The sequence below is a fragment of the Mycobacterium branderi genome (assembly GCF_010728725.1).
GTDB classification, from domain to species: domain Bacteria; phylum Actinomycetota; class Actinomycetes; order Mycobacteriales; family Mycobacteriaceae; genus Mycobacterium; species Mycobacterium branderi.
The window spans coordinates 1,063,559-1,076,574 of record NZ_AP022606.1 but is presented as its reverse complement, the minus strand read 5'-3'; the positions used below and the strand labels follow the sequence as shown (position 1 = coordinate 1,076,574).

12 protein-coding genes are annotated in these 13,016 nt (G+C 66.2%); 3 read left to right on the top strand and 9 right to left on the bottom strand.

Translation table 11 applies throughout. From position 1 onward, the window contains the following. Window positions 1-3: 3 nt before the first annotated feature. Complete coding sequence (gene rfbA / locus G6N47_RS05695; RefSeq protein ID WP_083133882.1) at window positions 4-870, top strand: glucose-1-phosphate thymidylyltransferase RfbA; 867 nt, start codon at window positions 4-6, stop codon at window positions 868-870. Between the two features lie 2 nt (window positions 871-872). Further along, entirely contained in the window at window positions 873-1,271 is a 399-nt protein-coding gene (locus G6N47_RS05690) for a DUF732 domain-containing protein (protein WP_083133881.1), read from the top strand. A 1-nt stretch (window position 1,272) separates the two neighbouring features. Here G6N47_RS05690 and G6N47_RS05685 read toward each other — a convergent pair whose 3' ends face one another. Next, window positions 1,273-2,565 carry a pyridoxal phosphate-dependent aminotransferase gene (locus G6N47_RS05685; protein ID WP_083133894.1) on the bottom strand — a complete coding sequence of 431 codons (1,293 nt, stop codon included), beginning with the start codon at window positions 2,563-2,565 and terminating at the stop codon, window positions 1,273-1,275. Between the two features lie 114 nt (window positions 2,566-2,679). Between G6N47_RS05685 and G6N47_RS05680 the strand changes: the two genes are divergently transcribed. Next, entirely contained in the window at window positions 2,680-4,056 is a 1,377-nt protein-coding gene (locus G6N47_RS05680) for a hypothetical protein (RefSeq protein ID WP_083133880.1), read from the top strand. A 7-nt stretch (window positions 4,057-4,063) separates the two neighbouring features. Here G6N47_RS05680 and G6N47_RS05675 read toward each other — a convergent pair whose 3' ends face one another. From G6N47_RS05675 to G6N47_RS05640, 8 genes are all read right to left on the bottom strand, one after another. Next, entirely contained in the window at window positions 4,064-6,844 is a 2,781-nt protein-coding gene (locus G6N47_RS05675) for a (Fe-S)-binding protein (protein ID WP_276037064.1), read from the bottom strand. A 184-nt stretch (window positions 6,845-7,028) separates the two neighbouring features. Next, window positions 7,029-8,822, bottom strand: coding sequence for an Hsp70 family protein (locus G6N47_RS30045; RefSeq protein ID WP_083133878.1), 1,794 nt, complete (start codon window positions 8,820-8,822; stop codon window positions 7,029-7,031). A 290-nt stretch (window positions 8,823-9,112) separates the two neighbouring features. Further along, complete coding sequence (locus G6N47_RS05665; protein ID WP_139799674.1) at window positions 9,113-9,502, bottom strand: hypothetical protein; 390 nt, start codon at window positions 9,500-9,502, stop codon at window positions 9,113-9,115. Window positions 9,503-9,521: 19 nt separating this feature from the next. Next, entirely contained in the window at window positions 9,522-10,169 is a 648-nt protein-coding gene (locus G6N47_RS05660; RefSeq protein WP_139799673.1) for an oligopeptide transporter substrate-binding protein, read from the bottom strand. 66 nt (window positions 10,170-10,235) lie between these two features. Further along, window positions 10,236-10,730: a hypothetical protein gene (locus G6N47_RS05655; RefSeq protein WP_083133876.1), complete on the bottom strand. Its 495-nt coding sequence runs from the start codon at window positions 10,728-10,730 to the stop codon at window positions 10,236-10,238. 13 nt (window positions 10,731-10,743) lie between these two features. Further along, window positions 10,744-11,673 (bottom strand): LLM class F420-dependent oxidoreductase, encoded by a 930-nt coding sequence (locus G6N47_RS05650; protein ID WP_083133875.1) that lies wholly within the window; start codon window positions 11,671-11,673, stop codon window positions 10,744-10,746. Between the two features lie 20 nt (window positions 11,674-11,693). Then, the gene (locus G6N47_RS05645; protein WP_179966365.1) at window positions 11,694-12,239 is read right to left on the bottom strand and encodes a hypothetical protein; all 546 of its coding nucleotides are present in this window, start codon (window positions 12,237-12,239) and stop codon (window positions 11,694-11,696) included. A gap of 60 nt (window positions 12,240-12,299) precedes the next feature. Beyond that, window positions 12,300-13,013 (bottom strand): oxygen-binding di-iron domain-containing protein, encoded by a 714-nt coding sequence (locus G6N47_RS05640; protein ID WP_083133893.1) that lies wholly within the window; start codon window positions 13,011-13,013, stop codon window positions 12,300-12,302. Between the last annotated feature and the right edge of the window lie 3 nt (window positions 13,014-13,016).

Genomic DNA, 13,016 nt, shown 5'->3' with positions numbered 1-13,016 from the left:
CTGATGCGCGGAATCATCCTGGCCGGCGGTTCGGGCACACGGCTTTATCCGATCACCATGGGCGTCAGCAAGCAGCTGCTGCCGGTTTACGACAAACCGATGATCTATTACCCGCTGTCGACGCTGATGACGGCCGGCATCCGCGACATCTTGGTGATCACCACCGGTCACGATGCGCCCGGCTTTCACCGGCTGCTCGACGACGGCGCCGCATTCGGCATCAACGTCAGCTACGCGGTGCAGGACCGGCCCGACGGTCTGGCGCAGGCATTCGTCATCGGCGCTGACCACATCGGTACCGAGTCGGTGGCATTAGCGTTGGGCGACAACATCTTTTACGGCCCCGGTCTGGGCACCAACCTGCGCCGGTTCCAAACCATCAGCGGCGGCGCGATTTTCGCCTACTGGGTGGCCAACCCGTCGGCGTACGGAGTGGTCGAATTCGGCGACGACGGCATCGCGCTCTCGCTCGAGGAGAAGCCGGCAACGCCCAAGTCCCACTACGCGGTTCCGGGCCTGTATTTCTACGACAACGACGTCGTCGAGATCGCCAAGGGGTTAAAGCCCTCGGCGCGCGGCGAGTATGAGATCACCGAGGTCAACCAGATCTATTTGAACCAGGGCCGGCTGGCGGTCGAGGTGCTGGCGCGCGGCACGGCCTGGCTGGACACCGGGACCTTCGACTCCCTGCTGGATGCCAGTGACTACGTCCGAACCCTGGAACGCCGGCAGGGCTTGAAGATCGGCGTGCCGGAGGAAGTGGCGTGGCGGATGGGCTTCATCGACGACGAGCAACTGGCGCGCCGCGCGCAGAGCCTGGTCAAATCCGGCTACGGCGACTATCTGCTGCAGTTGCTCGAACAGCGCTGAGGATGACAACAACACCTAACCCGCAGCCCATCCGCGGCGGAGCCGTGCTCGTCGCGGTCGTAATCGCCCTCATCGTCGTTGCCGCAGTATCGGTTTCGTACTGGAAGCGTGACCATCCCGCGCCGAAAGGATCGATGTCAGGTTCGCAGGCCGCTAACTCGCCGGCGAAGATGGACAAGGACGGCCGATTCCTGTGGCTGCTGTCCGAAGAAGGCATCGAACTGACCCGACCCGCCGATGTTGCGGTCAACGATGCCCGCAGTGTTTGCGAACGCCTGGAGGGCGGCGAAAGTGAAGAGCAAGTCATTGCGGACATCGTCGACGGATCGCCGGACATGACCGGTGATACCGCAGCCGATTTCGCGGACATCGCCCGCGAAGTGTTCTGCCCCGAGGTCTGATTTACTGACGGTAGCTGGCCAGGAAGTTACCCAGCCGCTCGATCGCATGCGACAGGTCACGCGCCCACGGCAGCGTCACGATCCGCAGGTGATCCGGTGCGGGCCAATTGAATCCGGTGCCCTGAGTGACCAGGATCTTCTCCTGCAGCAGCAGATCGAGGACTAATTGCTCGTCGTCCTCGATGTCGTACACCTCGGGATCCAGTCGCGGGAAGGTGTAGAGCGCCCCGGCCGGCTTGACGCACGAAACCCCCGGGATCTCGTTGAGCTTGGACCAGGCGACATCCCGCTGTTCGCGCAGCCGTCCGCCCGGCAGCACCAAATCCTCGATGCTCTGGTGACCGCCCAGCGCCACCTGGATCGCATGCTGCGCCGGAACATTCGGGCACAGCCGCATATTCGCCAGCAAGTGAATGCCTTCGATGAAGCTACTGGCATGGTCTTTGGGGCCCGTGATCGCCAACCAGCCGGCCCGATAGCCCGCCACCCGATAGGCCTTCGACAATCCGTTGAACGTCAGGCACAACAGGTCCGGCGCCACCGAGGCCATGCTGATGTGCTTGGCGTCGTCGTAGAGAATCTTGTCGTAGATCTCGTCGGCAAGCAGCAGGAGCTGATGCTTGCGCGCCAAATCGGCCATCTGCGTGAGGACTTCGCGGCTGTACACCGCGCCGGTCGGATTGTTCGGGTTGATCACCACAAGCGCCTTGGTGCGTTCGGTGATCTTGGATTCCAGATCGGCGATATCGGGCTGCCAGCCCTGCGTCTCGTCGCACAGGTAGTGCACCGGGGTACCACCGGCCAGCGACGTCGACGCCGTCCACAACGGATAATCGGGCGCCGGGATCAATACCTGATCGCCGTTGTCCAGCAGTGCCTGCAGGGTCAGGGTGATCAGCTCCGAGACGCCGTTACCCAAATAGACGTCGTCGACGTCGAATCGCGGGAAGCCGTCGACGAGCTCGTAGCGGGTGACCACCGCGCGCCGCGCCGGAAGGATGCCCTTGGAGTCCGAATAGCCCTGCGCATAGGGCAACGCCTGGATCATGTCGCGCATGATCACGTCGGGTGCCTCGAACCCGAACGGCGCCGGGTTGCCGATGTTGAGCTTGAGGATGCGGTGCCCCTCGGCCTCCAACCGCGCGGCGTGATCGTGCACCGGGCCGCGGATCTCGTAGAGGACGTCTTGCAGCTTCGACGACTGCGCGAACATGCGCTGCCGCGGCTGGTGCCCCGTGGCCGACCAGGGCAGCTGATGCGTAGTCACGTTCACCATGGTGCCATGGCCGTCCAATGGAAATTTGCTGAAGTCGAGATAAGGCCGGGAAAACAGGTAGTCGATTACTCGCACGCTGGGTTGCTGCATGGCCGTACAGTGCCGCCATCACCGAACATGTGGGGCACACGGATGAAGCTCAAACTTGAAACGCAGCTAGGTCGAGACGGCCATCAAGCAACGGAAGGCCATGAGTCGGCGGTCGAAGAACAAGCGTCGCCACCCGATCTCACGGTCCGCAACCTGCCCAAATCGCTACGGATTCTGCTCGCCTGCTGGGTCGGCGTCGACGCCGCGATCGTCCTCGCACTGGCGGTCTGGAATGCGACGCTGACCACCTCCGCATGGGATCTGATCGGGAGCGCTCTGCTGTTGGGCATCGGCATCACCTGCGCGCTGGCGTTCGGGCAGATCGTCAGGGGCTCGGGTAACGCCTTGATGACCGCGATGGTGAGTCAGATCTTCATCGCGGGTCTGGCGGCCTACGTGTGGCTGGTCGACCAGCGCAGTCCGGTGAGCCAGCTGATGGGGATAACCGGAGTTGCGTTGACGCTCGGCGGCATAGCGTTGGCCTGGGTGCTCTACCTCGGTCGCTACGCGCGCACTGCCGTCACCAAGGGCGCTGCCGTCGTGGTCGCGTTGTTCCCGTTGATCGGTCTGGTGCAGTTCTGGATGCAGACCCAATACCTGCCCGAGGCCTCGAGCCCGCTCGTCGACGTCAATGCCGAGTTGTCACCGATGGGCTCGACGGGTCCGATCATCCATCTGTTGGCGAAAGTGACGCTGCACAGCCGCGGTTCTGTCCAAATCGACATGCCAGCGGGGCTGATGCGTGTCACGTCCTATCCCGTCGGGACGCCGACGGAGCCCGCCACTACCGAAGCACTGCTCGCCGGCCTGGATCCCAGTGGAAGGTCGTTGAGAGACGACTACCGCGAAAAACCCACTCTGCCGGGCGATTCGACGCTGCTCTACGCCTCGATCATCGCCGCTTCTTACGAAGACAGCTTTCTCAATCCTGGCGAAACTTCGACCTATCAACGAGTGATCGACGTCGACTCCCGAACCGTTCGGCTGGTACGCCTGTCGGTGGAAGCAACACTCGTCACCCATCGAATGATGCAGGAAACCCGCTCGTGCTACCCGCCTCAAGTGTCCTTCTCGCAAGATCCCGGGGCATTCTTGTCGGAGGCGGGAAAGCTTCATGAGTGGGGGGTAGCCGGAGCGCGTGTCCTGTGTACCGAGAGTCAGTTCGCCTCGACAGGAGCCATCCAGGACCTGGTTTCGGACCATCCGGTAATGAGGACTATTACCGTGGTCGACAATCCGGCTCACGTCGCAGAAGTGCCGACGTTGGTGCCATTGTTCGGAACCCGCGAAGCCGTCGATGATCCGTTCACCCACGTCGCCACGCTGACGCAGGTTGGAAACTCCACTCCGGCAACCCTTTTCCGGGATTGGGCGGAATACGCGCCGTCGGACGCCGACCTCCGCGGTGGCGCCGCGTAACGGCTCGTTACCGCTTGCCCGGCGGGCGCGCGCCGCGGGCGATGCCGAGTCCCTTGACCGGCGGTGTGGTGGCTTCGCCGTCACTTTCCTTGTCCGCGGGCGCGGCCTGAGATTCCGGTTCCGGCTTTGCTTCCGGCTCCTTCTTCGGCTCGGCAGCGGGCTGCGCGGGCGCGGCAGTCTTCTTGGCGCCGGGTCGTTTGGCTCCGGCTGCGATACCCAATCCCTTGACCGGTGCGGCAGGCGCTTTGGCCTCTTCCGCTTTCGGCTCTTCTGCGGCCGGCGCCTCTGCGGCCTCCGGTTGTGCTGGGGCAGCGGCCTTTTTGGCTCCGGGCCGCTTTGCTTCGGCCGCGAGGCCCAACCCCTTAGCCGGCGCAGCCGGTGCCTTTTCGGCGGCCGGGGGGGCCGCGGATTGCGTTGGCGCGGCGGCCTTCTTGGCGCCGGGCCGCTTGGCGCCGCCGGCGATGCCCAAGCCGGTGACGGCTTTGGTGGCTTTTTCCGGCGTGGGTTCGGCAGCCTCAGCGGGCTTTTCGGCCGGCGCCGCCGTCGGTGCTGCCTCGGCCTTCGGAGCGGGCTTCGGAGCGGCCTTGGCGGCCTCTTCGGCGGCGGTTCCCTTGGCCGGCAGCGTGATGTTGCTGCGGTCGATGGACTCCAGCAGCAGGTTGGCCACGTCGCGCACGTCGACGTCTTCCCGCCCGGCGGCTTCGGCGCGGTCGTTGACGCCGTCGCTGACCATCACCCGGCAGAACGGGCACGCGGTGGCGACGGTGGTGGCGCCAGTCGCCAGCGCCTCGTCGACGCGCTCGTGGTTGATCCGCTTGCCGATGTGCTCTTCCATCCACATCCGCGCACCGCCGGCGCCGCAACAGAAGCTGCGATCGGCGTGGCGCGGCATTTCGGTCAGCGTCGCGCCCGACGCCCCGATCAGCTCGCGTGGCGCCTCGTAGACCTTGTTGTGCCGGCCCAGATAACACGGGTCGTGGTAGGTGATCGAGGGGCCGCTGCCGTTGCCGTCGACCGGCTTGACCGGCACCAGCTTCTTGTCGCGCACCAGCCGGTTGAGCAGCTGGGTGTGGTGCAGCACGGTGAAGTTGGCGCCGAGCTGCTTGTATTCGCGCCCAAGGGTATTGAAGCAGTGCGGGCAGGTCACCACGATCTTGCGGTCGACGGTCTCCACGCCTTCGAACACCCCGTCCAGGGTCTCGACGGCCTGCTGGGCCAGCTGCTGGAACAAGAACTCGTTGCCGGAGCGACGCGCGGAGTCGCCGTTGCAGGTTTCGCCGGTGCCGAGCACCAGGTACTTCACTCCCGCGATGGCCAGCAACTCGGCGACGGCCTTGGTGGTCCTCTTCGCCTTGTCGTCGTAGGCGCCGGCACAACCCACCCAGAACAGGTACTCGTAGCCGTCGAAGGACTCGACGTCCTCGCCGTAGACCGGAACGTCGAAGTCGACTTCGCTGATCCAGTTGGTGCGGTCACCGGCGTTCTGACCCCACGGATTGCCCTTGGTTTCAAGGTTTTTGAACAGCACCGACAGCTCGGAGGGGAACTCCGACTCCATCATCACCTGGTAGCGGCGCATGTCCACGATGTGGTCGACGTGCTCGATGTCGACCGGGCACTGCTCGACGCAGGCGCCGCACGTCACGCAGGACCACAGCACGTCCGGGTCGATCACCCCGCCTTGCTCGGCGGTGCCCACCAGCGGACGTCCGGCCTGCTCGGGACCCGAGCCGGGCACGCGGCCGAATCCGGATTCCGGAACGTGGTGGCCCTCGCCGCGACCGGATTCGATGTAGCCGCCCTCCGCGTCGGCTTCCTTTTCACCAAGGATGTAGGGCGCCTTGGCCATCCAGTGGTCGCGCAGATCCATGATGACGAGCTTGGGCGACAACGGCTTTCCGGTGTTCCACGCCGGGCACTGCGACTGGCAGCGCCCACACTCGGTGCAGGTGGCGAAGTCGAGCATCGCCTTCCAGGAAAAGTCCTCGATCTTGCCCCGCCCGAATTCGGCGTCGTCAGGCGGGTTTTCGAAGTCGATCGGCTTGCCGTCCGCCTCGATCGGCAGCAGCGGACCCAGCCCGTCGGGCAGTCGCTTGAAGGCGACGTTGATGGGCGCCACAAAGATGTGCAGGTGCTTGGAATGCAGCACGATGATCAGGAACGCCAGCATGACCCCGATGTGCAGCAGCAGCGCCACTGTCTCCAGGATCTCGTTGCCGGTGTGGCCGAGCGGGCTCAAAATCTTGCCGAACAGGTGGGACAGGAAGGCCCCGTTGCCGTAGGGGAGATTGCCCAGATACGACGCCGCCCCACGCAACAGGCAGTAGGTCCACACGACGTTGAAGATCATGAACAGAATCAGCCACGCACCGCCGGTGTGCGAGCCGTAGAAACGCGACGTGCGGCCGAGCTCCTTGGGGTTGCGCTTGATCCGGATGACCGCGAACGTGGCGATGCCCAGCGTTACGGCGACGACGAAGAAGTCCTGCAAGAAGCCCAGCGCGTCCCAAGTCCCGACTAGCGGGATGTGGAAATGTGGGTCGAACAGCAGGCCGTATGCCTCGATGTAGACGGTGAGCAGCACGAAGAACGCCCACATGGTGAAGAAGTGCGCCAGGCCGGGAATGGTCCACTTCAACAGGCGGCGCTGGCCGGGCACCTCGGCCACCTCGACCTCGATGCGGGCGCCGACCTCGTCGGTGCGCCCGCTGGCCGGTTGGCCCGACATGATGAGTTTGGCCAGCCAGCCAACCCGTCTGGCGGCAAACAGCAGCACTATCGCCGTCATGCCGAGGCCGACTACCAGTCTGATCAGCGTCTGCGTCTCCACGGAGCGTCTCTCCAATTCTGGCGTTACTGAGCGGTAACTTATCCAATGTTACTGGCTGGTAACCATCCGGCCGTGCCTGCTCAGGCCTGCTTGGCCTGCTCATAGTGACATCTTCTTGGTGCCGACCGCGACAAAGGCTGCCCTAACTTGGAAACGGCGGGTAATGGCCATAGGTCGGCCTGACCGGGACCAATGGCGGGACCTGAGCCGTCGTGCTGGGCGGTATCAGCGGCGGATAGCTGAAGGTGGTCGTCGGCTGGGTGGTGGTCAGGGGCCTGCTGGTCGTCGTGGTGGGCATGGTCGTAGTGGTCGTGGTGGTCGGCACCCTGGTCGTCGTGGTGGGCACGGTGGTTGTCGTGGTTGGCACCGTGGTCCGCGTGGTGGTGGGTGGTTCGGTGGTCGGCGGTGGTGGCGGCGGAATCGCCGACTCGGATGCAGTTTCCGTCTCGGTCACGGGCGGCGGCGCGGGAGGCAGCGAGCCGACGCTGGGCAGGGTGCTCGGTGTGGGCCCGGGTTTTTGGGTGGGTCCGTGGTCGGTGGAGCTCAACTTGACTACCACCAAGCCGGCGATGAGCAGGGCGACCAGGGCCGCCGTAGCGGCTGCGCTGAACAAGACGCCCAAGCGCCTCGATCGCCGCAACGGTTGGGGTGCCGCCGGCGGCGGGGCGGCTGCCGTGCTTCGGCCGTACTCGCCGCTGTGATCGTCGCCGGTGTAGGGCAATGGCTCATCGCCGTTGGATGCCTCCTGCGACCAGGCCAGCGCGCGGTAGGTCGCCGACTGGGCACCGTCTTCCACCGATTCGCCCGCAGCCGCAGCGGCCGCCCCGGCCGCCCACGCCGCGGGGGCTACATCGGTCGGGGCCGGAGCGCCCGGGGCGAGCGCAGTGGCCTGCGCTTCTGTCGGGGCGTCGGTAGACGACTCCTGCTCAGCAAGCACCGCCGCGCCGATCGCGGCGCTCAGCGCCGGATGTGGTGTGGTGACCACCGGTGACTGCAATCGCTCCTCGAGTTGCCGGGTGACCGACGGGATGCACGCTCCACCGCCGACCGTCGCGATCGCGGCCAGCTTTGCCGGTGGAATTCGGTTGCGCCGCAGGACGTTTCCGACGTTGCTGACAAACCGACCCAGGGGTTCGGCGATCAGGCGTTCCAATTCCGTTCGGAAAAAACGGATGTCATCGGCGCCGGGCATCTCGGCCGGGATGACCGCGACGGTCGCGGCAGACAGTTGCTCCTTGGCGCGCCGACACTCGTCGATCCGCCGAGACATCGCGCCTAACGGCGCAGTCCCGGCCGCGTCGGACTGAGCGGCGATGCCGGCCTGTATGTGGCTGAGGATCGCTTGGTCGATCTGGTCGCCGGAGAAGTCGGGGTAGCGCAGTGTCTGGCCGATGTGCTGAAAATTTGACGCCGCGTCGGTGAGGGTGACGCTGGTGCCGCTGGCGCCGAAGTCACACAGCGCCACGATCCCATCGGTCGGGAACCCGGGGTTGGCATACAGCGCGACAAGCGCTGCAGTGGCGTCGGAAATCAGGGTCGGGGGCACACCGCCGGGGGTAAGAAACTGCTTGGTGCCCAATGCTTTTCGGAGCGGTGCGACGACGGTGGGATTCCAATGCGCTGGGACGGCAATCGCCACCGGTGCCCCGTAGCCAGCCGTGCGCGCCATCGCGTCGAGCGCCTCGACCGCCAGCTCATCGCCACTGTGGCTGGATCCGTCGGGGGCAATCAACGGAGTGGGGACGCCGATCTGCTCGACGAATCCGGGCAGCACCAGGCCGGGTTCGGTGAGGTTCGGGTTTTCCTCCGGAATCCCCACCTCCGGTGGCCGGTGGCCGAACAAGGTCAGCACGGATCGGCGCGTCACCGGCGCGCTGCCCACTCGTGCCGCGACCAGGTTGGCCATCCCGATGGACAACCCGAGCGCGTCGCTCATATGTCGGATACCTCTGCGTTATCGGCTGTGTGGTGATCGCCGGCGCCGGCGCCCCACGGTATTGGGGAAGAGGGCCGGGCCTCATCGACGATTCCCCCTCATAACTGTTTCCCCCGATGCGGCGTTGCCTAATCCTGCGGCCGCGTCCGTTGGGAGTTCGCTGGTGTTTGGGCCGGCAGGCCGGGAACCTGCGACGGTCCGGAGCGGGGTGGGCCGGCGGCGCCGTCGCGTCCCTGCTGCGGTGCGCGGCGCCGAGGCGATCGTCGCCGAATATCAAGGGGCACAGATTCTTAGGGGTTGATACCCGGGACGTGGATGTTGGGCAGTTGGTCCCGCCAGTGATGCTTCGGCGAACTGGTCACAGGCGGGGGCGGCGCTTGCGTGGTCCATTGCGGCGCCGTGGTTGTCGGTTCGACGGTCGTGGTGGTGGTTGTCGTTGTGGTCGTGGTGGTGGTGGTGGTCGTCGTCGTCGTGGTCGTTGTCGTGGTGGGGGACGGCGCTTCGCCTCCGCCGCCGGTCGCCAACACGACAAGGCCCCAGATGATCACCGCGATCAGGAAGACGACCAGCAGACCCCACCCCGCCAGCGCCCATGGCTTGAGGTACCAGGGTGACGGATCGTCGGCCCGCATGAACGGGTCGTCCCGGTCGCCGTTATCGGGTGGTTCGCTCCCCCTCACGGCAAGCGATCGTATCGGTTCAGAGCCCGGGCGGCAGCGTGATCGGGGGCAGCGTGATCACCGACGGCGGGGTGAAAGCTCCCGGTGCCGGCGCACTGGTAGTGGTCGTCGTGGTCGGCGCGGTGGTGGTTGTGGTCGTGGTCGTGGTCGTGGTGTCGGTTGTTGTCGTTGTCGTGGTGGTTGTCGTGGTCGTCGTTGTCGTGGTGGTGGTGGTCGTCGTCGGCGCTGTCGTGGTGGTGGGCGCGGTCGTCGCCGGCGGAACGACCGGCGCAGCAGAGCTTGTGGTTGGTGCCGGCGTGGTGGTGGTTGTCGTGGTGGATGACGTCGTGGTGACCGGAGCCTTGCTGTGTCCGCTGGTCAACTGCAGGACGCCCCAAACGATCAGGGCGATCAGGATCGCGACCGCGACACCCCAGGCGACCAGCGCGGCAGGCTTGCGATGCCATGGCGTGGCTTCGACTGGCGGTTCTGCTTCGGCCTCGTCGTATGCCGGTTCGGGTTCGTATCCGCCGTAGTCGGGCGCGTATTGGGTCGGCTCGCCGCTCTCGCGGTAGTTTGGCGCGTATTGGGTCGGCTCGCCACCCTGGTCGTAGCCGCCCTGGCCGTAGCTGGGGCCGTATTGGGTCGGCTCGTCGCCGCCGTTGCCTGGGGGTTCGTAGCGTGCCACGGTCGCCGATGGTAGCCATCGGGACCGCAAAAACGCTGGTGCCACGCGGGCGGCGGGCGGAGCGCGTCAGATGTGCGGCGGCAGTGTGATCACCGTGTGCGGCAGGGTGATGGTCGACGGCAGCGGCGGCAACGGCGGCAGCTTGGGTATGTGAGGTGGCTCGTGGTGCGCTGGTGGCGGCCGCCCGGGCTGCGGCGGGACGGGGGCGTTGGTCGCCGGCGGTGGCGCCTCTTCGGTGCTGCTCGGCGAGGGCGTCGTGGTAGTCGTGCTGGGTGTCGTCGACGGAGTGGTGGTTGTCGTCGAGGACGGAGTCGTCGACGTGGTGGTCGCGGGACCGCCTCCGCCGCCGGTGGAGAGCTGGATGAGGCCGTAGATGATCAGCACGATCAGGATCGCGACCAGCGTGGCCCAGGCGGCCAGCAGCGAACGCTTGCGATACCACGGGGGCGGCGGTTCCGGCTCGGACGCGTTGCCGAATTCGATGGGACCGGTTGGCTGTTGCGCCTCGGCCATTTGGGTCGGCTGTCTGCTCGGATCGTCCGGAGGACCGTAGCGGGCCACGTGTCGATCCTACTCAGAGCCGGCGCATGACCTCGTCGGCGAACAGCTGCAGGTGCTCCAGATCCGACATGTCGAGCAGTTGCATGTACACCCGCTGCACCCCGATCTCGGCGAACGGGCTGAGGCGGTCGACGATCTCGCCGGGTGTGCCCACCAGCGGCGAGTTGGTCCGCATCTCGTCGAGCTCGCGCCCGATGGCGCCGGCACGGCGGGTGAGTTCGGCGCCGTCGCGTCCGGCACACAGCACGAACGCCGCCGAGTAGGTGATGGAATCAGCCGACCGGCCGTTGGCCTCGACCGCGTCGGCGACTCGCCGGAACTGGGTTCGAACGGTGTCCAGCGACGCGAACGGAACGTTGAACTCGTCGGCGAATGTCGCGGCCAGAAGCGGTGTCCGCTGGGCGCCCAGACCGCCGATGATGATCGGCGGATGAGGCCGCTGCACCGGTTTCGGCAAAGCAGGTGAGTCGTTGACCGCGTAGTGGGTGCCCGCGTAGTCGAATGTCTCCCCGCTCGGCGCCGTCCACAGGCCGGTGATGAGTTCGAGTTGTTCGGTCAGCCGGGCGAAACGCTCGCGCGGCGGCGGAAACGGGATCCCGTAGGCCTGGTGCTCCCGCTCGAACCAGCCGGTGCCGAGCCCGAGTTCGACTCGTCCTCCGCTCATGTCGTCGACCTGGGCGACCGAAATCGCGAGCGGGCCGGGGTGACGAAAAGTCGCCGACGTGACCAGCGTGCCCAGCCGGATCGACGACGTCTCGCGGGCGATTCCGCCAAGCGTCACCCACGAATCTGTCGGTCCGGGCAGCCCGTCGCCGCTCATGGCCACGTAGTGGTCGGACCGGAAAAACGCGGAGAAGCCCAGTGATTCGGCGGCCTGCGCGACGGCGAGCTGATCGGCGTAGCTGGCGCCCTGCTGCGGTTCGACGAATACGCGAAAGTCCACGACCGACAGACTATGCGGCTCTAGAACGTGTCGACTTTCTCGATGCTCACAAACATTCCGTGGCCGGTGCGGTCATTGGTGAAGCGGGTGCCGCTCTGGCTGGCGGCGATTGTCCAGCCCTGCGCATCGTAAGTGCGGTAGTCGATCGTGACCGTGGGGATGTCACCGAGATTGCCCAGCACCCAGTGCACATCCCCGCTGGCGGTGATGCTGACGCCGTTGGCGTGCTCGCCATCCTGCATCGGCGAGTTGGTGAACGGCGCTTCGCAGCCCACGTTGTCCTTGGCGATCTGGCAGCGCGTCTTGCCTGACTTGGTCTCGATGAAGACGTATCCGTCCGGGTTGGGCGGTAGCGGGATGGCGCCGGCCGGCGCCGTCGGACTCGGCGACGCCGGCTGGGACGGCTTTGCCGTCGGCGGCAGCGACGGCCGGGCCTTGGGGTAGGACGGTTCGGTTGGCCCGGCGCCCGGCGCGGCCGCCGGCGTGCCGTCGACGGTGGAACCGCACCCGGCCGCCAGCGTCGCGACCGCCAGCAGACCTGCCAGTGCCATCTGCGATAGCCGCACGTGCGCCAGCCTACGGCTGAAGTGACGGATGTGACTGTAGTGACGCGCCCGGCGGCGCGGTTACCGAGCCATGGCCGCGTAGCCCTCGGCCAGGCCGCGCAACTGTCCGGCGCCGTCGCCGGTGAACGACGCGCCGTGCATCAGCGCCAACGTGGTCGGCTGCAACTGAGCCAACTGCTCCAACGTCGGCGCGAGATTCGTCGTCAGGCCGGTGGCATGGAACAACTCCTCGGCTTCCAAAGCCGGTGCCACGCAATCGGATTCGGTCAAAGCGGAGCACTTGCCGGTGTGAGTGAGCAGATCGCCCGCCAGCAGTGTCGACGTCGTCTCGTCGAACCAGAGCCCACTTTCCCAGTTGTGCGGCACGTGCGGGGTTGCGATGAACCGCAGCCGGTGCCCGCCGATATCGTGCGCGTCGCTGCCTGGGGCCACCACCGGAGGGCGGTCGCACATGTCGTTCAGCGACAGCATGATCGCCAGCGGGCCGTGGATGACCTCGGCGTGCGGCGCGGCGGCCAGCAGCATGTTCATGGCGCCGCATTCGTCGGCCTCGATGTGAGCCAACGAGATCCAGCGCAGCCGTTCCAGCGGGATCACCTTCGCGATGGCCCCCGACACCAGTGGGAAGAGCTGGCGCATCCCGCAGTGGAACAAGAACGGCTGCTCGCCGGTCAGCAGGAACTGGTTGAACGTGAAGCCGTGTTCGGTGATACCGGGGACCCACGTCGAAAGCCGGAAGATGCCCTCGGCGATTTCGTCGACGTCAGTGTGCAGCCC